Genomic DNA, 18,342 nt, shown 5'->3' on the forward strand with positions numbered 1-18,342 from the left:
CGATTAGACGTGAAGAATTGGGACGACCTGAGGTACCTGGTAGCGGTTCACAAGACAGGCTCGATGAGCGCTGCGGCGCGGTTGCTGGATACCAATCCGGCCACCGTGTCGCGGCGCCTGGCGCGCCTGTCGGAAACCCTGGGATTTGATCTTTTCCTGAAGACTCCCCAAGGGTGGACGGCGAACGAGGCCATCACGGATCTTATCGAAAGCATAACTGCCTTCGAGAACGAGATCGAAAGCTACCTGAACGCCCGCGACCAGCACCCCGATCAGGTTACCGGCCATATCAACATCGGCTGTCCTCCTTCCATCGCCAGTTTCGTCCTTTTCCCCGGTTTGCGCCAGTTCCTTGCCGACAACCCCGGGCTTGAAATTACCTTCACCGGTCAGTTCTATCAGGACGCCCTGGGCGACAACGACCTGTTCGTTTCGGCGGCGAGGCCGCAGCAGGGTCGGCTGGTGGTGCGCTACATCGGCAAGTACCACACCAATGTCTTTTGCTACGAAGACAGCCCCCGTGATGCCGGCTGGATCGGCCTGCACACCAAACACGACCGCTACCCCCCCTCGCAACATGCCCGCAGCATCCTGGGCGGCACCGATCCGGTGATCCGCGTGGAAAGCCTGACCGAGGTCCTGGCCACCGTCCAGGGCACCCGTCTGCCCGGCCTGATGCCCGCCATCGCGGCCCGTCAGGACACATCCCTGGTGCCCTTCGACCCCGAGTCGGAACCCCAGCAGACGCCGCTTTACCTGTGCTTCCACGAGACCCGCCGCAAGGATCCGCTGCTGCAACTGGTGGCGGACTGGATTGCCGAACAGTTCAACGCCATCGAGGGGCTCTGATCCCGGCGGGGATCCGAAATCGGGAACACCCGCCCGTGCACTGCGCAGAAAGCGGCGTCCGGGCGGCCCCGAACGACAGACCGGAGAGAAAAGACCTTTGCGTTCCGGTTTGAAAACGTTATTGTACAGCTTGTGACTTAATCGTCTCGACACAGAGTTTCCGTGGCAGAGTTTATCCCGATCCTTCGGGAATCCGATGTCCCTTGGAAGATCACTTTAAATGCCTGTTCAGCGGCGTTTCTTTGGAAACGTAGGGATCTTCTGAATAAGGCTTGACGCTTCTACCCCGTCAATCCCTTCACTTGGGCCAGCCTGAACAGCTGGCCCAATTTTTTTGGCGATCAGGATAGGCAAAGAAAAACGGCCCCTTGCGGGACCGTCTTCATGCGATGCATCAGCTGTTACAGGTCGTAGATGCCCTGGAACTTGGCCTCGATATACTGCAGCAGCGGCTCGGCATCGGGGGCCTTGCCGCAGGCGCGGGTGATCGTCTCGCGCGGCTCGTAGAGGCTGCCGTGGCGCTGCACCTTCTCCTTCAGCCAGGACATGGCGGGGCGGGTATCGCCCTGCGCCAGCGCGGCATCCAGATCCGGCAGGTCCTGCCGCAGCGCCTGGTGCAGGCAGCCGGCATAGACATTGCCCAGGGCATAGGTCGGGAAATAACCGAACAGCCCCAGCGACCAGTGCACATCCTGCAGGCACCCGAGCGATGGGCGCGGCACGGCATAGCCGAAATCGGCCTCGAACCGGGTGTTCCAGGCCTCTTGCAGATCGGCCACTTGCAGAGCGCCGCCAATCAGCTGCTGCTCAAGGTCAAAGCGCAACATGATGTGCAGGTTGTACTGCAATTCATCCGCCTCGGTGCGGATCCAGTCCTTCTGAACGCGGTTCACGGCGGCATAGAAGGCCTCGGGCGTGTCGATGCCGATGTCGCCGTAGGTGGCGCGGAAACGCTCGAACAGCCAGCCGGTGAAGGCGCGCGACCGGCCCAGCTGGTTCTCGAAGATCCGGCTCTGGCTTTCGTGCACCCCCATCGAGACCCCCTGGCCCAGGGGCGTCAGCAGGTAGTCGGGGTCGATGTTCTGCTCGTAGCAGGCATGACCCGTCTCGTGGATGGTGGAATAGAGGCAGTTGAACGGATCGTCGGGATTGGTCCGCGTGGTGATGCGCACGTCATCCCCCGACCCGGACGAGAACGGATGCACCGCCTTGTCGATCCGGCCGCGGGTCAGGTCATAACCGAAGGCCAGGGCGACCTCTTGGGTCATGGCCATCTGGGCGGCTTCGGGGAAGGTTCCGCTGGTGCCCTTCGGCGCGGGTTTCTCCAGCACGCGGGCGCGCAGGTCGACCAGCCGGGGGCGCATCGCATCGAAGATCGCGCCCAGTTCGGCCGCCGTCGTGCCCGGTTCGTAATCGGCGATCAGCGCGTCATAGGGCGTGCCGTCCCCCGCCAGCGCCGTGCCCTCTTCGCGGCGCAGCGCGATGACGCGCTCCAGCACCGGGGCGAAGGCGGCGAAGTCGTCATTGGCGCGCGCCTCGGCCCACTGGCCCTGCGCCAGCGAGGTGACGCGGGCGATCTCGGTTGCCAGACGCGCCGGGATCTTGACCGAGCGGTCGTAGCTGCGGCGGATCAGGCGGATCTGCGCAGCCTCGGCCTGGGTCATCGCGGTGCCTTCGCAGGCGGCAAGCCAGTCCGCGAGGCGCGGATCGGTGCGGCGCGCGTGCAGCACGCTTTCCATCGCCGCCATTTCCTCGCCCCGTTGGGTGGCAGCGCCCTTGGGCATCATGGTTTCCTGGTCCCAGCCCAGGCGGCCGGCGACCTGCGCCAGCGCCTCGGTTTCCTTCTGGAAGGCCAGCAGATCGGAAAGCGCGCTCATGCCCGGCCCTCCCGGATGCCGGCGACCACCGGATAGCCTGCCATGAAGCGGGCGCGGATGATCAGCGCGAAGGTCAGCACCGCAACCAGCTGGTGGGTGATGGCGACGTGCACCATGGCGGCCGTCATCACCGTGGTGATGCCAAGCGCCACCTGCACGACCATGGCCCCCCAGGCCCAGGCAAAGGCCCGGCGGGTGGCGGCATTGGGCGAACGGCGGGACTTGATGAAGCAGACGGTGCCGAAGATGAACACCAGATAGCCGAAGCAGCGGTGGATGAACTGCACCAGCCCCGGGTTCGCCAGGAAGTTCTGCCACAGCGGATGGATGTCAAAGGCATAGGGCGGGAAGAACTGCCCACCCATCAGCGGCCAGTCGGTGAACGAGCGGCCCGCGTCGATGCCCGCCGTCAGCGCGCCCAGCAGCACCTGAAGGAACAGCATATGCATCCAGCCCGTCGACATGCCGAACAGCTTGCGCTCGCGCAGGCGGCGCGCCTGCATCAGGTCGCGTTCCTCGCGGCCGAGGCCGTAGAAGAACCAGGCGATGCAGCCCAGGATGGTGAAGGCCACGCCCAGGTGGATTGCCAGCCGGTACGAGGCCACGCGCAGCATGTCGCCACCCAGCCCCGAGGACACCATCCACCAGCCGACCGCGCCCTGGATGCCGCCCAGGATGCCGATGCCGAAGCAGCGCTTCTTCCAGCCCTGCGGGATCAGCCCGAAGGCCCAGAACCCGAAGAAACCGAGCGCCCAGACCAGGCCGATGCTGCGGCCCAGGTTCCGGTGGCTCCATTCCCACCAGTAGATGTGCTTGAAGTCGGAAAGCTGCATCCAGCTGTTCTGCTCGGTGAACTGCGGGATCTGCTTGTAGAGGTCAAACTCATGCTGCCAGTCGGCCTGGCTGAGCGGCGGCAGCGCCCCCGACAGGGGCTTCCACTGGGTGATCGACAGGCCGGAATCGGTCAGGCGCGTCAGCCCGCCCAGCACGATCATCGCCACCACCATCAGGAACAGCAGCGCCATCCAGACCCGGACCGCCCGCCGCGACCCGCGCCGCGCGCCGTCGATGGCACCGGTGCGGATTGCAGGTTTCTGCGTGTCCGAAACCTCTTCGAAAATGCTTCTCTTCTGGCTCATACCAGTCTCCTTCGGCCCGGACAGGGGGCTGCCCGGAGATGAATTCGGGGGGGGTGGGCGCGTTACTCGCCGCGGTCCTTCCAGCGCACCATCTGGCGCAGAATGCCATGCAGCATCTGCACGTCCGAGGTGGTCAGGGGCATCCGGCTCCAGAAGTTGCGCAGCACGGTCTTCATGCCCTCGGCCTTGGTCTCGGGGAAGAAGAACCCGGCCGTGTCGAGGCGGGACTCGTAATGTTCGGCAAGCTTCTGGATCTCGATGTTCGAAGCCCAGTCAGAGCCCGCAAGCTCGGTCCGCTCGGCCTCGACAGCAGCGGTCTGGCGGCGCCATTCATAGGCCGTCAGCAGCACGCATTGCGCCAGGTTCAACGAGGCGAATTCCGGGTTCACCGGCACGTTGATGATGGCATTGGCGCGTGCGATGTCGTCGTTTTCCAGCCCCGCGCGTTCCGGGCCGAAGAGGACGGCCACCTTTTCACCGGCGGCGATCTTCTCTCGGGCCAGTTCCATCGCGCGTTCCGGGGTGACGACGGGTTTCGTCAGGCCGCGGGCCCGGGCGGTGGTGGCAAAGACATAGGTGCAGTCGCCGATCGCCTGGTCGGTGGTTTCGGTCAGCAGTGCCTCGTCCAGCAGGCGGCCCGCGCCCGAGGCCATGGCGACGGCCTTCTGGTTCGGCCAGCCGTCCCGCGGCGCGACAAGGCGCATCCGGTCGAGGCCGAAATTCCACATCGCGCGGGCGGCGCCTCCGATATTCTCTCCCATCTGGGGACGGACGAGGACGAAAACGGGCTGCGACATGGGGTTCCTTTCTCTGTTGTGTTTCGTCTAGCCGGGTGGGCCGGAGGTGTCGAGGGCGTGTGGCAAGCCACATCGCATCATATCTGCGTGGGCCGTGGGGGAAGCCTTGGGGATTGCATATTTGGGGAAAGATGAAAGGCAGGGCGCCGCGCAATCCCTTTGCCTCTGTTGCGGCGGCGCGGTATAGCGGCGCGAACTTTCGAGAGGATCGGACATGTCGCAGGACGAAAAGCCCCAGATCTACCTGATCTCGCCGCCGGAATTCGATCTGATGGAATTCCCCGTCCAGCTGGCCCGCGTGCTGGACGCCCAGGAGATCGCCTGCGTGCGGCTGGCGCTGGCCACCCATGACGAGGACCGGCTGTGCCGTGCCGTCGACACCCTGCGCGAGGTCACCGAGGTGCGCGACGTGGCGCTGGTGATCGAACGCCATATCCTTCTGGCCGAGCGGCTGGGGCTGGATGGCGTGCATCTGGACGACGGCTCGCGCTCGGTGCGCAAGGCGCGCAAGGCGCTTGGCAATGATGCCATCGTTGGCGCCTTCTGCGGCACCTCGCGCCATGACGGCATGAGCGCGGGCGAGGCAGGCGGCGATTACGTCTGCTTCGGCCCCTCCAGCGAGACCGCGCTGGTCGATGGCACCGTGGCGCCGTTCGAGCTGTTCGAATGGTGGTCGCAGATGATCGAGATCCCGGTGGTCGCCGAAGGCGGGCTGGACATCGAGACCATCACCCGCCTGTCGCCGGTCACCGATTTCTTCGGCATCGGCGAGGAAATCTGGCGCGCCGAGGATCCGGTGGCCGAGCTTGCCCGGCTGACCGCCGCCTTCTGATCAGCGGTCCTGCTGGAAGTCCCAGGGCATGCCTGACCGCACCGCCGCCTCGCAGGCATCGGACAGATGCTTGCGGGTGGCGAAATCGGCCACCTTCAGCGGCGCGTGGTAGATCACTTCGACGCTGCCCTGACGGCGGTGGCCCAGCACCTTTGCCAGGTGCGCCCCGAAATCCATATCGCCCCACCAGCCGTAAAAGCGCGGCTCGGCCCCTTCGGGGGGGCGGTAGAGGACCGTCACCGGCTGGATCCACAGACGCTCGCGCAGGCCTTCGGCAAAGAAGGCGGCGAAAAGCGAGGATTTGAAGCGCAGCACCCGGCGGCCGTCGGTCGAGGTGCCTTCGGGGAAGAACATCAGCCTGTGCCCCGCCAGCAGGCGGTCGCGGAAGACCTGTTCCTGCAGCTTGGCCTCGGCGCGGTTGCGGTTGATGAAGACGGTGCCGGTGGCCCGGGCCAGAACGCCGATGCCGGGCCAGCCGGCGACCTCGGATTTCGAGACGAAATAGACGGCGCGGGGGGCGGAAAGCGTGAAGATGTCGCTCCAGGAGACGTGGTTCGAGACCATCGCGCCCGGGTGGCGCATCGGCTGGCCGCTGACGCGCAGGCGGATCCCCGAGATGCGGAAGAACGCCCGGCAGACGGTCTTCTGGAACCAGGGCGTGACGGGGCGGTGATCGCCGCAAAGCGGCCGTTCGACCAGCCGCACCAGCAGCAGGCACACAAGGCCCAGCCCGCAGACCAGCAGGAAGGGCACGGCGCGCAATGCGAATAGCGCCCAGCCCGCCGCGGTCAGCTTGGGTTCGGGGGGCGTGTCGTCGGAATACCAGGTGTCGCTCATGCGGGCCTCAGGGACGGGTCAGGATCAGGCGGCTCTGCTTTTCGTTCAGCTGCGCGCTGTCGAGGATCAGGCAGATGTCCACCGTGTTGAAGGCATGGTCGATGAAGGCCCCCTCGCCCACGAAACCGCCCAGCTTGAGGTAGCCCTTGATCAGCGGCGGCACGGCGCGCATGGCGGCAACGCGGTCGATCCGGTCGACCGGCAGCAGGTCCATCGGCTGGAAGGTCCGGGCGCGGACGCGCAGGTTTTCGGGGGCCAGGTGGCGGGCGTGCAGCAGCGACAGCGCGGGGGCCAACGGCGCGATGTCGGTGCCGTGGAACGAGGCAGTGCCGAAAAGGATCTCGATCCCGCGGGCGCGGACGTAATCGGCCACCGCGTTCCACATCACCATCATGGCCGGGCCGCCGCGGTAATCGGGATGCAGGCACGAGCGCCCCAGTTCCAGCAGGCGACGACCTGAATTGCGCAGCAAGGTCAGGTCGTATTCGTCCTCGCCATAGAACTGGCCGGCATCGCGTGCGGCCGTGTCGGTCAGCAGCCGGTAGACCCCCACCACCGGATCGCCCGGCCGCGCCAGATCCAGCAGCAGCAGGTGGTCGAAGAAGGGATCGAAGCGGTCGCGCTCCAGCCGGTGGACGTGATCGACCAGATCGCCGCCACCGCCCAGCTCTTCGACGAAGACCTGGTAGCGCAGGCGCTGCGCCGCCTGCAATTCGGCGTCGCTCTGCGCCAGGCGCACTTCGAATTGGGGCTGGGTCATGGGGGTCCGTTCGGGCAGATCGCAGGTTCGGACCTTCTAGGGAATGCCCAAGGCCCGTGCAAGAGAGCGCCCGGGACCCTCACGCGGTTTCGATTTCCCGCAAGTCCCGGTTGTGTTAACCTTTTGGTAACCACATTTCGGCCATCAGTCGAAGATGGGAACCAGCTCGATGCGGGAGCCATCGATGACGACCTTCCCCTGGTCCGGAAAGTTGACTGTGATGCGTCCGGCGATATTTGATTGCACCTGTCCGACGCCCCAGTCCGGCTGGTTGGGATGGCGGACCCGCATTCCGGGTTCGAGGAGATCGTTCAATGCGCTCACTTCGGGCTCCTGCACGTTTAGAAAAGGTTAAGCCTACACATGATGCAGAATAGCCATCTCCTAGCCTCGCTCATAGGGTCGCGCATCTGCCATGACCTGATTTCCCCTGTCGGCGCCATCCAGAACGGGATCGAACTTTTGTCGCTGGAAGGCGCGGTGCGGGGCCCGGAGATGCTGCTGATTTCCGACAGCGTCAGCGCCGCCTCTGCCAAAATCCGCTTTCTGCGCATCGCCTTCGGCATGGCGGGATCGGGCCAGAAGATCGGCAAGCGCGAGGTCGCCTCGATCCTTGATGACCTGAGCCAGAACGGCCGCGTCACCTATGACTGGACGCCGATCGGCGATTTCGACCGCACCCAGATCCAGGAGGTCTTTCTGGCGCTGCTGTGCCTGGAAAGCGCGATGCCCCATGGCGGCGTCATCTCGGTCACGCGGGCCGAAGACGACGGATGGGAGATCAGCGGCCCGGCACAGACCGCCCGCCCCGATCCGAAGCTGTGGAAGACGCTGGAAACCGGCGAGGGCGCCGAGACGGTGATGCCCGCCCATGTCCAGTTCGCACTTCTGCCTGCGGTGGTGGCGGAAAGATTCGGCACCATTACCATCCGCGAAAGCGCGGACAGCCTGACCATCACCCTGTAAAGCGTTCACCACCTGATGCCCGGGCAGGCAGGCTGCCCGGAAATCAGGCGCGGGATGCGGTACAGGCCCGCATCCGCCGATGCCCTTAGCGGCGCACGGTGCCGTCGCCCACCACCAGATATTTGAAGCTGGTCAGCTGTTCGGCCCCGACGGGACCACGGGCATGCATCTTGCCGGTGGCGATGCCGATTTCCGCGCCCATGCCGAATTCACCGCCATCGGCGAACTGCGTCGAGGCATTGTGCATCAGGATCGCGCTGTCCAGCCGCTCAAAGAAATGGTCGGCCGCCTGCTGGTCCTGGGTGATGATCGCCTCGGTGTGCTGGCTGCCATAGGCGCGGATGTGCTCGATCGCCTCGTCGACCCCGTCAACCAGCTTGGCCGCGCAGATCATGTCCAGGAATTCCTTGCCGAAATCATCGGGCTGCGCCGGGGTCACGCCGGGGATCTTCTGCAGCTCGCCGGCACCGCGCACCTCGACACCGGCCTTCAGCAGGGCCTCGATCACGATCGGGCCGTGCTGGGTGTAAAAGCGCCAGTCCAGCAGCAGGCATTCCATCGCGCCGCAAATGCCGGTGCGGCGGGTCTTGGCGTTCAGCACGACCTCGACCGCCATGGCGGGATCGGCCGTGGCACCGACATAGGTGTGGCAGATGCCTTCCAGATGCGCAAAAACCGGCACGCGGGCCTCGCGCTGGACCAGCCCCACCAGACCCTTGCCGCCGCGCGGCACGATCACGTCGATGTATTCGACCATGCCCAGCATCTCGCTGACGGCGGCGCGGTCGCGGGTCGGCACCAGCTGGATCGCGGCCTCGGGCAGGCCGGCCTGGCGCAGACCTTCGACCAGGCACTCGTGGATCGCGCGCGAGCTGTGGAAGCTTTCCGAGCCGCCGCGCAGGATCACCGCATTGCCCGCCTTCAGGCACAGCGCCCCGGCATCGGCGGTGACGTTCGGACGGCTTTCGTAGATGACACCCACGACGCCCAGCGGCGTGCGCACCCGGCGGATGTTCAGCCCCGAGGGCATGTCCCAGTCGGCCATCACCTTGCCCACCGGATCGGCCTGTTCGGCCACGGTGCGCAGGCTGTCGACGATGCCGCGGATGCGCCGTTCGTCCAGCATCAGCCGGTCGATCATCGCCCCCGACAGGCCCTTGGCCTCGGCATAGGCCAGATCCTCGCAATTCGCGTCGATGATCGCCTCGCGCCGGGCCCAGACCGCATCGGCCGCCCCGACAAGGGCGGCGTATTTGCGTTCCTGGCTGGCATAGGCCAGCTCGGCCGCGGCGGCACGGGCGGCCCGGCCGATGCCGGTCATGACCTCGTGAATGTCCTGAGCGTCCTTCATGTCCTCACTCCCCTTCCGTCAGGCGACGCGCTGCGGCAGCGCCATGTCATCGCGGTGCACCAGCGCGGCGCGCCCCGGATAGCCCAGCAGGGCCTCGATCTCGTGGCTTTGATGGCCGGCAAGCTGCGCGGCCTCCTCGGCGGTGTAGCGGGTCAGGCCCTGGCCCAGGACATGGCCCGCGGGGCTGACGATCTCGACCGCGTCGCCACGGCCAAAGCCGCCCTCGACCCGGACCACACCGGCCGGCAGAAGCGAGCGGCCGTGATCCAGCGCCCGTTCCGCCCCGGCATCCACATGCACCCGGCCACGCGGCTTCATCGCCGCGATCCAGCCCTTGCGGGCGGTCTGCGGATCACCGTCGGCGGCAAACCAGGTGGCCGCCGCGCCCTCCTGCAGCGCCCGCAGCGGATTGGGCCGCGAGCCCAGCGTGATCGCCATCGCACAGCCCGCCTGGGTGGCGGTCTTGGCGGCCATCAGCTTGGTCTTCATGCCGCCCTTCGACAGGCCCGAGGCCGCATCGCCCGCCATCGCCTCGATCTCCGGGGTGATGCGGTCAACCAGATCAAAGCGCCGCGCCGTGGGATCAAGGTTCGGGTTCGCGGTATAAAGGCCATCGACATCCGACAGCAGCACCAGCCGGTCGGCGCCCACCGTCACAGCGACCTGCGCCGCCAGGCGGTCGTTGTCGCCATAGCGGATCTCGTCGGTGGCGATGGTGTCGTTCTCGTTCACGATGGGCACGGTGCCAAGCGACAGCAGCGTTTCCATCGTATTGCGAGAGTTGATGTAGCGGCGGCGGTTGGCGCTGTCTTCCAGCGTCACCAGCACCTGCGCCACGGTGATCCCGTGGGCGCCAAGAGCCTTGTCATAGGCGGCTGCCAGGCCGATCTGACCCACGGCGGCCGCCGCCTGCGCCTGTTCCAGCGCCAGCGTGCCAAGGCCCAGCCCCAGCACGCCCCGGCCAAGCGCGATCGAGCCCGAGGACACCAGCACCACCTCGGTCCCCTGCCCGCGCAGCCAGGCCACATCCTGCGCCAGGCCGGTCAGCCAGTCGTCGCGCAGCCGGCCCGTGGTGGAATTCACCAGCAGGGCCGAGCCGATCTTGACGACGACGCGCTTTGCACCGGTCAGGGACGCCACGGCGCTTCCTCCTCTTCGTCGCCCGCCTTGCGACGCAGGCGGTCTTCGTCGATGCGGGCGCGCAGGGCACGCAGAACCTCGGTCGTGCCTTGGCCGGTGGCGCCCGACATGAACATCACCGGGGTACCGGTGACCTCTTCCAGGAATTCGCGCTGCATCTCGCGCAGCTCGTCATCCAGGCTGTCGATCTTGTTCAGCACGGTGATCCGGGGCTTGTCGGCCAGGCCCGCGCCATAGGCTTCAAGTTCGCCGATGATGGTCTCGTAATCCTGCGCGATCTCGTCCGAGGTGCCGTCGACCAGATGCAGCAGCACGGCGCAGCGTTCGACATGGCCCAGGAACAGATCGCCCAGGCCGCGGCCTTCCGAGGCGCCCTCGATCAGGCCGGGAATGTCGGCCACGACGAATTCGACGCCATCGACACCGACGACGCCCAGATTCGGGTGCAGCGTGGTGAAGGGATAATCCGCCACCTTCGGCCGCGCATTCGAGGTCGCCGCCAGGAAGGTCGACTTGCCGGCGTTCGGCAGCCCCAGCAGGCCCACATCGGCAATCAGCTTCAGCCGCAGCCAGACGGTGCGTTCGACCGCCGGTTGCCCGGGGTTGGCCCGACGCGGCGCCTGGTTGGTCGCGGATTTGAAATAGGCGTTGCCGAAACCGCCGTTGCCGCCCTTGCACAGCACCACGCGCTGGCCGACCTCGGTCAGGTCGGCGATCACCGTTTCCTCGTCTTCCTCAAGGATCTCGGTGCCGACAGGCACACGCAGGATGATGTCGTTGCCATCGGCACCGGTGCGCAGACGGCCCGCGCCGCCCTGGCCGTTGCGGGCGAAGAAGTGCTGCTGATAGCGGAAGTCGATCAGGGTGTTCAGCCCCTCGACCGCCTCGGCGATCACATCGCCACCACCGCCGCCGTTGCCGCCATCGGGCCCGCCGTATTCGATGAATTTCTCGCGCCGGAACGAGACGGCGCCGTTACCGCCGGCGCCGGACTTCAGATAGACCTTTGCGAGATCGAGGAATTTCATGTCACTGTCCCTGCCGCAAAGGTCGCTGTCCTAGCGCGCCCGGCGGCTCAATCTAGTTTTCGGATATATGTCCAGGTCGCGACGGAAGCGCCGCGCGCCACCGAATAGCTTTCCGCATCCCCGACATATTCGAAGCCGTTCTTGGTGAGAACCCGTGCCGAAGCCGGATTGTCCTGGAAAACCGATGCAAAGATCGAACGATCCCCCAGCGGGTTCGCCTCGACCAGCGCGGTGACGGCCGCAGACGCCATGTTGCCACCCCACCAGGCGGGTGCCACCCAGTAGCCGATTTCCGACTGCCCGGCATCCATCCGCTTCAGGCTGATGATGCCCTTCAGCTCGGCCCCGCCCACGCGAGAGCTGTCGAGCGCCCAGATCACCTCGCGCGGGTCGGCCGCCATGGCACGGGCCAGGAAGGCCTCGGTCAGGCCGGGCGGCAGCGGATGCGGGATCGAGGTCGTCATCTGCGCGACGCGGGCGTCGGCGGCGTAGAACTCGATCAGGCCGGCATCGGCCTTGGTCAGCGGACGAAGATCGACGTCTTCGCCCCGGATGAAGGGCTGCGCGAACGCGGTGTCTTCTGCCATTGGGTCCTCCCTCGGGCTGTTGCGTCCCTCGCTCCACCGGCAAAACGGCAGAGGGGACCGGCGGGTTGGCCGATCCCCTCAATGAACCATCACTGGTGAAGGTCGGCTTACTCCGCGGCCTCTGCCACTGGCAGAACGGAGATGAAGGTGCGACCCTTCAGGCCCTTGTGGAACTTCACGTTGCCTTCGACGGTGGCGAAGATCGTGTGATCCTTGCCCATGCCGACGCCGGCACCCGGGTACCATTTCGTGCCGCGCTGACGCGCGATGATGTTGCCGGGGATGACGACTTCGCCGCCGTACTTCTTGACGCCAAGACGGCGGCCAATGGAGTCGCGGCCGTTGCGGGAGCTACCGCCAGCTTTCTTGTGTGCCATATCTGGTCTCTCCTACTCTGGATTACTCGGCTGCGACTGCAGCGACGGAGCCTGCACCGATCGCGGCTTTCACGCCGGTGTCGGCAGCGCCGGAGGTCAGGATCTCGGTGACCTTGATCAGCGTCAGCTGCTGACGGTGGCCCTTCGTGCGCTTCGACGAATGCTTACGACGACGCTTGACGAAGTGGATGACCTTCTCGCCCTTGATCTGGTCGATGACGTCAGCCTGAACAGCGGCACCTTCGACGAAGGGCGCGCCAACGGTCACATCGTCACCGCCGAGCATCAGGATGTCGTTGAATTGGACTTTCTCGCCGGCATCAGCTGCCAGCTTTTCGACGCGCAGCACATCGCCCGACTGGACCTTGTACTGTTTGCCGCCGGTTTTCAGAACCGCGAACATGACGTTCTTCCTTTTGCTTCGCGTCCTTTGGCCCCCCGGGATCCCGGGTGTTGGTGGTGACCGGCACCGCCATCGAACAGCGCGCCCCGCCAGGGGCGACATTGAAATGCCCGGCAAGGCGGGTGCCTGCCGGGATGGGCGGCTTATCCTTCCGCAGCGACACGATGTCAAGCCCGGAAGACCGGCCCGCCCCCGGAAAGGCGGGCCTTTTCACCGTATCGAGAGGCCTAGAGGTCGGTCGAGGGCTCGACCCCCTTCAGCTTGGCGGCTGCGGCCTCGAACTGCTGGGCCATGACCTCGTACTGGACGTCGTTCATCAGCTTGTAGACCGCCTGCATCTTGGGATCTTCCAGCGCCTTGGCGTAGGTCTCAAGCTCGGCATTGCTGAAATCGCGGTAGGTATAGGCCGCGTTGGTCAGCGCGTTCATCCGGCTCTGGTCCTTGTTGGACTTGGCGTTGTTGACCAGGCTGTCGTGCAGCGTCTTGTCATCGACCTGGAAGTCGATCACGCCCGCATCGCGCGCCGCCAGCAGAAAGCGGTACTGCACCTCGGCCATCGGCGCCACGGCATCATCGGCGGCCTCGACCGCGGCGTTCAGCCGGTCGAGCAGCGCCACGCGGTCGCTCTTGCCCTCGTCCAGCAGCTTACTGAGGGTTTCCTCGGCATTGGCGCTGCGGTCCTGGTCGGTATCCATGTGCGAGGCGTTCTCGGCCGCGACCAGGCGTTTGCCCAGGTCGGTCTCGTAGAACTTGGTCGCGAAATCCATGTCGGGGTCGGTGATCTTCTGCTGGATCATCTTGGCGCCCATCGCCTTCAGCTTGTCGGGTGCGAAGACGTCATCGGTCAGCACCTTCCAGGTGGTGGCGAAATCGCTTTGCTGCAGGTTCAGCATCTGCGGCCCGGCGGCGGCGCTCAGCTGGATGCTTTCCAGCGCCACGTCGAATCCGGTCGCCTTGAGGAACTGATCCACCTGCGCATCGGTGGCCGCCCTGCCCGGCAGCGCGTAGGCCGCCAGCAGAATCAGCGAGGCCAGGACCACAGCCCCCGCACGCCGCAGCGCACCGGCCTGTCCCGCCTGAACCGCCATCGCGGCTCCGCTTTGCTCTGCTTGCCTCATTGCTGCTTACTCCTTCTGATACTGTGTCCCATGGGACCTTTTACCCGGCTTCCACGGCGACGGGGGGACTGTCACGGCCCCCTTACGCAAAGGTAGGCGGAATATTGGCCTTCGCAATGCAAAAAGCCCTTGAACCCTATCACAAGTCTCTGTAAATCGCCCCTCACCACACCAACACGGAGAGGTGCCGGAGTGGTCGAACGGGGCGGTCTCGAAAACCGTTGAGCCTTTACGGGTTCCCAGGGTTCGAATCCCTGTCTCTCCGCCACTTTCCTTCCGGCAACGGATCGGAAAGACGGCGCAAGCCGAAAGACCGAACGGGGCGTTCAGCATCAGCTGGGCGCCCCGTCGTCGTTTCAGCCCTTTGGATCGCAGCGGGAAAACGTGCAGAATCATCGGGCTGCCCGGGTGACTTAAGGTGATGCGTGAAGATGGGATTCGGCGGTGGCCTGCCCCGGCCCGTGCAGCCCCTCCAGGAAACGCACCTGGGCATCGTAGGATTCGACCATCCGCAGATCGGCATCCACATGAGCCCGGAAGCGCGGCGCAGGCGGGCTGCCCTGCAGCAGCGTCCACAGACGGTCATGATCGCCCTGCGCCTCCATGTCGCCGGGGTTCAGATCGCGTGCCATCCCGGCATAGCGCAGCGCCATGTCGGGGCGGTCCTGACGCTCATGCGCGCGGGCGATGGCAAGGCACAGGTAGCCGCGCAGATAGAGGTCTTCCGGCAGGGCGTTCAGATAGGCCACGGCACGCGCCACCGGCAGCCGCCCGAGGTCCATCAGGTACAGCAGCGCGGCCAGGTCGGGATAGCGGCTCAGCTCGCCGCGCAGGGGCGCCAGCAGCCGGTCCAGGCGATCCTCGGCCAGCGCCGAAACCAGCGCGTCCAGCCCGAAGCGGGCCTGCAGGAAGGCCGGAATGGTATGCGGGCAATTGCGCAGGCTGATCACCCGGGGCGAATTCACCTCGGTCAGACAGAACAGGTCGCTCGAGACCTTCTCTCCGACCAGGATCCAGGGGCGGAACTCGGGGTTGCGCATGAACAGCGCCGACAGCGCGGGCGGCGGCCCCTCGACCCCGGCGCAGCGCAGGAAGAAACCGCGCCGCAGCCCGCCGTAGATCTCGGGCGCCATGGCCAGCACCTTGGCGCCCGGCAGGTCGGCCCCATAAAGCAGCGCCCCGTAGGCCCCCATCGAGCCGCCGAAAACCAGCACCTCGTCATAATCCGCCGCAATCCCGCGCAGGAACTGCCGGGTCCGGGCCCGCGACGGCGCGCCCTGCCCCAGCGGCACGCCATCGAAGAACCAGCCGTTGTCGGGGCAGTTCAGCAACAGCTGGTCGCAGTCGCCCCGCGCCAGCACGTCGTAATAGGCAAAGCGCCCCTGCGGACAGTCTATCCCCGACAGCGCGATCACCAGCCGCCGCTGCCCGCGCTGACGCAGCAGTGCCCAGTCGCTGAAAGGGCGGTCGCGGGCCGGGGCGGCGGTGTCGGATGTCATGCGCCCTCCAGCATCCAGGCGTGGCGGGTGCCCGCGAGCGCCTGCACAAGATCGGCATGGTTCTGCACCAGATCGGCCAGGCCTTCGGGATTCATGCGCAGGTTGCCGGGCGTGGCATCGACCGCCGCACCGTCCAGGATCCGCCCGCCGATGGTACAGACATCAGGGGCGAAATGGCCGTCGGGGGTGAACATGTCCTCGTAATCCAGCCGCATCACCCCGGGCAGCTGCGCCAGCAGCCCCTGCACGCGGGCATCCTGCGCCTCCAGCCGGTCGATCACCCCCAGCGCGGCGGGAATGTCGAGGGTCAGCTTGGGCTTCTCCTGCACCATCTGCTCGGCCCGTTCGGCGGACCATTTGCCGGTCGCGATCGAGATCTGCTCGGACACGTGGACCCGCAGCTTGTTGCGCCGCCGGATATGCACCACATGGGCGCCGGACTGCTTCATGAAACCGATCACGAAGGGTGCACGCCCATCGACATCCTCGCGCTGCGGGATCAGGTTCAGCCCGAAGTACTTGACGTCCATCACCAGCTTGCGCCCCCCAGCGCCAGCGCGCAGCTGGGTGATGTAATCGCGAAAGAGCCGCGGATGATGCTGCGGATGCACCAGGTCGGGCTGCTGCAGGACACGTTCGCGCACATAGGCGTAGAAACGGTTCGGCCGGTCGAGATCGCCATGGAAGATCTCGTCGCAATTGAGCGCCCCAGCGCCGGTCAGAAGAGTGCGGAAGACGGTGGTGCCACTGCGCTGCCGTCCAATGACAAAGATCAGGTCACTGCTCATCTAGGCCCCCTGACGCGAGACAGCCTGGGCATAGAGCGCCCGGGCAAGCTGACGCGCGGCGGCGGGATCGGCGGCGCACATCTCCTCCATGGCGTCGCGCAGCATGGCGCGACTGCCGACATTCTGCCCCCGCGACCAGGGCCAGGACATGGACCCCTTGCGGAAGCGATAGTGGAACCCCTGTTCGGGCAGCAGCAGACCACGATAGCCGCGCGCGGTGAAGCGCAGCCAGAAGGACCAATCATCGCCTTCGCCATTGCGCCTTGTGGCATCAAAGCCGATGTCGCGCAGGATGGCGGTGGGCAGAAGCGCGGTCATGCGATAGTCGTTCTCCAAAAGGTGCAGATGGTCCCCCAGCAGATGCTGCAGCACGGGCTCGGCGCTTTCGCCGAAATTGCGCCTCTGGGGGATCACGGCATCGGGACACAGGGGCGAGCCGTTCCAGGCGTCCAGCATCTGCCGCAGCAGGTCGGGCGCCAGGATGTCATCGGTATCAAGGAACAGCGCCAGCGGGGTGTCACAGGCCTCGATCAGCGTGTTACGCGCGGCCAGCAGCCCTCCGTTCGGCTGCTGCACGATCTCCAGCTGCGGCAACAGGGCACGGGCGTAATCGAAGTGACCCAGCGCAGAGGGGCTGGAGCCATCGTCGCAGATCAGCACCCTAGGCGGTGCAGTGGTCTGCCAGACCAGACTGTCGACGGTCTCGCGAAAGCTTTCGTCGGGCTGGTAGGCGGGGATCAGCACGGTCAGCGCCTCGGGCCCCATGGGGACACGCGCACTGGCATGGGTCATGGCTCCCCGCTTCTGCTGCAGACGCGCGTCATATAGCTGCCCCATCTCTTCGGCGATCTTCGCGGGATCAAGGGTCTCGCGGCAATGGGCGCGGACACGCTCGACGATGGCGGGGGCATCGGCGGCCATCTCGGTCAGGCGGGTCTGCAGGGTGCGGACATTCGCCATGGACCGATCCAGAACAAATTGAGAACAATCCGGTGGAAAGAACTCGGCCATGGGGGTGCCGTCACGCACCACCGGCAGAAGCCCCGCATCGATGGATTCCACGCAGGCATAAGAGAACGTCTCGGCCGAACCGAGGCTGGGACAGATGGCCCCGGGTTCCAGCAGCGCCCGGGCATCCTCGCGCGGCAGATAGCCGGTGAAGGACAGCCGGTCACGCAGCGCGGGCGTCAGCCGGGCGCGCACATAGGCCTGCATGTCGCGCTGGCGGAAGGGCGTGTCGACCACCCGTCCGATCAGGCGGATCTGGCGCAGCGGCAGGACCGGCTGGATGGCATTCGCCAGATAGACCAGCTTGTCGATCCCCTTCGAGATCGAGATCCGCCCGATATACTGGATCTCGGACCTGAGGGCGGGAAAGGCGCCCCCCGCGGCAAAGACATAGGGTTCCCGCACACAGGTGACATTGTCGCGGATGGCATAACCCTCCAGCCGCAGGCGTGCCGTCTGCGAGGGCGCGATCACCAGATCCGAGACCCGGCATTGCTGACGCTCGCACAGGTGGTTGATGCGGGCCCCCTGGTCCATGTCGATCTGGTCGGCCTCGTGGAAATCCTCGATGAAGCCGTGGTTATAGGTGACAAGCAGATGATCCCTGCCCCCCGGCGTGGCCTGCAGCCCCTGATAGGCCGCAAGGCAGGGCGCCAGGAAATCGGTGCCCTCAACCACGTCGATGCGCCAGTCGGCAATCACCCGGCGCAGCGCGGGGGCCAGGTGGGATCCGACGAAGAGGTTGTGAGAACATACCGGAAACATCCGCCAGACCTGCCGTGGGTCCAGATGTTCCACATGGACGTGATCGGGCCGGAAGGGGCGCGTGTCGCGGAACGGCACCGGCTGCGGCCCCTCGGTCCAGGTGAACAGGAACACCTCGTGACCGGCGGCGCGCATGGCGGGCACCATGTACTCCAGGTAGGTGGCAATCCCGCCCGAGGGCGTGAACGGCGTCTCGCGCGAGACATAGAGGATGCGCATGG

18 protein-coding genes, 1 tRNA gene and 1 pseudogene are annotated in these 18,342 nt (G+C 66.0%); 4 read left to right on the plus strand and 16 right to left on the minus strand.

The features are described from left to right. The first annotated feature begins 9 nt into the window (after nt 1-9). Nucleotides 10-849 (plus strand): LysR family transcriptional regulator, encoded by an 840-nt coding sequence (locus tag AC2ITM_RS10220; protein WP_486466545.1) that lies wholly within the window; start codon nt 10-12, stop codon nt 847-849. A 401-nt stretch (nt 850-1,250) separates the two neighbouring features. Here the strand turns inward: AC2ITM_RS10220 and AC2ITM_RS10225 are convergent, their stop codons facing one another. The 3 genes from AC2ITM_RS10225 to AC2ITM_RS10235 form a co-directional block, all read right to left on the minus strand. Next, a complete protein-coding gene (locus AC2ITM_RS10225; RefSeq protein ID WP_486466546.1) occupies nt 1,251-2,726 on the minus strand; it encodes a carboxypeptidase M32 in 1,476 nt (491 codons plus the stop codon). Further along, on the minus strand, nt 2,723-3,865 hold the full coding sequence (gene ctaA, locus AC2ITM_RS10230) for a heme A synthase (RefSeq protein WP_486466547.1): 1,143 nt from the start codon (nt 3,863-3,865) through the stop codon (nt 2,723-2,725). Before ctaA ends, AC2ITM_RS10225 begins: the two co-directional genes overlap by 4 nt. Before the next feature lie 62 nt (nt 3,866-3,927). After that, nucleotides 3,928-4,662, minus strand: a complete 735-nt coding sequence (locus AC2ITM_RS10235; protein ID WP_486466548.1) for an RNA methyltransferase — start codon at nt 4,660-4,662, stop codon at nt 3,928-3,930. 214 nt (nt 4,663-4,876) lie between these two features. On the opposite strand from AC2ITM_RS10235, the gene AC2ITM_RS10240 reads away from it, so the two are divergent. Then, complete coding sequence (locus AC2ITM_RS10240; protein ID WP_486466549.1) at nt 4,877-5,494, plus strand: thiamine phosphate synthase; 618 nt, start codon at nt 4,877-4,879, stop codon at nt 5,492-5,494. On the opposite strand, the gene olsA is transcribed toward AC2ITM_RS10240, so the two are convergent. From olsA to AC2ITM_RS10255, 3 genes are all read right to left on the minus strand, one after another. Beyond that, nucleotides 5,495-6,331, minus strand: coding sequence for a lyso-ornithine lipid O-acyltransferase (olsA, locus tag AC2ITM_RS10245; protein ID WP_486466550.1), 837 nt, complete (start codon nt 6,329-6,331; stop codon nt 5,495-5,497). A 7-nt stretch (nt 6,332-6,338) separates the two neighbouring features. Next, nucleotides 6,339-7,091 carry an L-ornithine N(alpha)-acyltransferase gene (gene olsB / locus AC2ITM_RS10250; RefSeq protein ID WP_486466551.1) on the minus strand — a complete coding sequence of 251 codons (753 nt, stop codon included), beginning with the start codon at nt 7,089-7,091 and terminating at the stop codon, nt 6,339-6,341. A 144-nt stretch (nt 7,092-7,235) separates the two neighbouring features. Then, the gene (locus AC2ITM_RS10255) at nt 7,236-7,382 is read right to left on the minus strand and encodes a DUF3553 domain-containing protein (RefSeq protein WP_486469417.1); all 147 of its coding nucleotides are present in this window, start codon (nt 7,380-7,382) and stop codon (nt 7,236-7,238) included. A 72-nt stretch (nt 7,383-7,454) separates the two neighbouring features. On the opposite strand from AC2ITM_RS10255, the gene AC2ITM_RS10260 reads away from it, so the two are divergent. Next, nucleotides 7,455-8,057, plus strand: a complete 603-nt coding sequence (locus tag AC2ITM_RS10260; RefSeq protein WP_486466552.1) for a histidine phosphotransferase family protein — start codon at nt 7,455-7,457, stop codon at nt 8,055-8,057. A gap of 85 nt (nt 8,058-8,142) precedes the next feature. On the opposite strand, the gene AC2ITM_RS10265 is transcribed toward AC2ITM_RS10260, so the two are convergent. The 7 genes and pseudogenes from AC2ITM_RS10265 to AC2ITM_RS10295 all read right to left on the minus strand — a co-directional run bounded on the left by AC2ITM_RS10265 (nt 8,143) and on the right by AC2ITM_RS10295 (nt 14,061). Continuing rightward, the gene (locus AC2ITM_RS10265) at nt 8,143-9,408 is read right to left on the minus strand and encodes a glutamate-5-semialdehyde dehydrogenase (protein WP_486466553.1); all 1,266 of its coding nucleotides are present in this window, start codon (nt 9,406-9,408) and stop codon (nt 8,143-8,145) included. Between the two features lie 18 nt (nt 9,409-9,426). After that, nucleotides 9,427-10,548: a glutamate 5-kinase gene (gene proB, locus AC2ITM_RS10270; protein ID WP_486466554.1), complete on the minus strand. Its 1,122-nt coding sequence runs from the start codon at nt 10,546-10,548 to the stop codon at nt 9,427-9,429. After that, nucleotides 10,536-11,576 (minus strand): GTPase ObgE, encoded by a 1,041-nt coding sequence (gene obgE / locus AC2ITM_RS10275; protein ID WP_486466555.1) that lies wholly within the window; start codon nt 11,574-11,576, stop codon nt 10,536-10,538. Before obgE ends, proB begins: the two co-directional genes overlap by 13 nt. A 47-nt stretch (nt 11,577-11,623) precedes the next feature. Then, a complete protein-coding gene (locus AC2ITM_RS10280) occupies nt 11,624-12,163 on the minus strand; it encodes a GNAT family N-acetyltransferase (RefSeq protein WP_486466556.1) in 540 nt (179 codons plus the stop codon). Nucleotides 12,164-12,270: 107 nt separating this feature from the next. Beyond that, nucleotides 12,271-12,540: a 50S ribosomal protein L27 gene (rpmA, locus tag AC2ITM_RS10285; protein ID WP_160890948.1), complete on the minus strand. Its 270-nt coding sequence runs from the start codon at nt 12,538-12,540 to the stop codon at nt 12,271-12,273. 31 nt (nt 12,541-12,571) lie between these two features. Next, nucleotides 12,572-12,943: pseudogene (gene rplU, locus AC2ITM_RS10290) on the minus strand (50S ribosomal protein L21); the annotation flags it as partial. A gap of 227 nt (nt 12,944-13,170) precedes the next feature. Next, nucleotides 13,171-14,061, minus strand: coding sequence for a DUF2059 domain-containing protein (locus AC2ITM_RS10295; protein WP_486466557.1), 891 nt, complete (start codon nt 14,059-14,061; stop codon nt 13,171-13,173). 178 nt (nt 14,062-14,239) lie between these two features. Here AC2ITM_RS10295 and AC2ITM_RS10300 point away from each other — a divergent pair. Beyond that, nucleotides 14,240-14,329: transfer RNA gene (locus AC2ITM_RS10300), tRNA-Ser, on the plus strand. 145 nt (nt 14,330-14,474) lie between these two features. On the opposite strand, the gene AC2ITM_RS10305 is transcribed toward AC2ITM_RS10300, so the two are convergent. The 3 genes from AC2ITM_RS10305 to AC2ITM_RS10315 are packed head-to-tail and all read right to left on the minus strand — an operon-like array spanning nt 14,475 to nt 18,340. Beyond that, nucleotides 14,475-15,560, minus strand: coding sequence for a hypothetical protein (locus AC2ITM_RS10305; protein WP_486466558.1), 1,086 nt, complete (start codon nt 15,558-15,560; stop codon nt 14,475-14,477). Continuing rightward, entirely contained in the window at nt 15,557-16,348 is a 792-nt protein-coding gene (locus AC2ITM_RS10310) for a hypothetical protein (RefSeq protein ID WP_486466559.1), read from the minus strand. The genes AC2ITM_RS10305 and AC2ITM_RS10310 overlap by 4 nt, the downstream gene beginning before the upstream one ends. Beyond that, entirely contained in the window at nt 16,349-18,340 is a 1,992-nt protein-coding gene (locus AC2ITM_RS10315) for a glycosyltransferase (protein WP_486466560.1), read from the minus strand. Between the last annotated feature and the right edge of the window lie 2 nt (nt 18,341-18,342).

Source organism: Pseudooceanicola sp. NS-SX9 (genome assembly GCF_057380705.1).

What these genes read in the sequence shown, in the direction of transcription:
- AC2ITM_RS10225 (WP_486466546.1), bottom strand. Translation starts at nt 2,726, where the DNA reads ATGAGCGCGCTTTCCGATCTGCTGGCCTTCCAGAAGGAAACCGAGGCG.
- ctaA (WP_486466547.1), bottom strand. Translation starts at nt 3,865, where the DNA reads ATGAGCCAGAAGAGAAGCATTTTCGAAGAGGTTTCGGACACGCAGAAA.
- AC2ITM_RS10235 (WP_486466548.1), bottom strand. Translation starts at nt 4,662, where the DNA reads ATGTCGCAGCCCGTTTTCGTCCTCGTCCGTCCCCAGATGGGAGAGAAT.
- AC2ITM_RS10240 (WP_486466549.1), top strand. Translation starts at nt 4,877, where the DNA reads ATGTCGCAGGACGAAAAGCCCCAGATCTACCTGATCTCGCCGCCGGAA.
- olsA (WP_486466550.1), bottom strand. Translation starts at nt 6,331, where the DNA reads ATGAGCGACACCTGGTATTCCGACGACACGCCCCCCGAACCCAAGCTG.
- olsB (WP_486466551.1), bottom strand. Translation starts at nt 7,091, where the DNA reads ATGACCCAGCCCCAATTCGAAGTGCGCCTGGCGCAGAGCGACGCCGAA.
- AC2ITM_RS10255 (WP_486469417.1), bottom strand. Translation starts at nt 7,382, where the DNA reads ATGCGGGTCCGCCATCCCAACCAGCCGGACTGGGGCGTCGGACAGGTG.
- AC2ITM_RS10260 (WP_486466552.1), top strand. Translation starts at nt 7,455, where the DNA reads ATGATGCAGAATAGCCATCTCCTAGCCTCGCTCATAGGGTCGCGCATC.
- AC2ITM_RS10265 (WP_486466553.1), bottom strand. Translation starts at nt 9,408, where the DNA reads ATGAAGGACGCTCAGGACATTCACGAGGTCATGACCGGCATCGGCCGG.
- obgE (WP_486466555.1), bottom strand. Translation starts at nt 11,576, where the DNA reads ATGAAATTCCTCGATCTCGCAAAGGTCTATCTGAAGTCCGGCGCCGGC.
- AC2ITM_RS10280 (WP_486466556.1), bottom strand. Translation starts at nt 12,163, where the DNA reads ATGGCAGAAGACACCGCGTTCGCGCAGCCCTTCATCCGGGGCGAAGAC.
- rpmA (WP_160890948.1), bottom strand. Translation starts at nt 12,540, where the DNA reads ATGGCACACAAGAAAGCTGGCGGTAGCTCCCGCAACGGCCGCGACTCC.
- AC2ITM_RS10295 (WP_486466557.1), bottom strand. Translation starts at nt 14,061, where the DNA reads ATGAGGCAAGCAGAGCAAAGCGGAGCCGCGATGGCGGTTCAGGCGGGA.
- AC2ITM_RS10305 (WP_486466558.1), bottom strand. Translation starts at nt 15,560, where the DNA reads ATGACATCCGACACCGCCGCCCCGGCCCGCGACCGCCCTTTCAGCGAC.
- AC2ITM_RS10310 (WP_486466559.1), bottom strand. Translation starts at nt 16,348, where the DNA reads ATGAGCAGTGACCTGATCTTTGTCATTGGACGGCAGCGCAGTGGCACC.
- AC2ITM_RS10315 (WP_486466560.1), bottom strand. Translation starts at nt 18,340, where the DNA reads ATGCGCATCCTCTATGTCTCGCGCGAGACGCCGTTCACGCCCTCGGGC.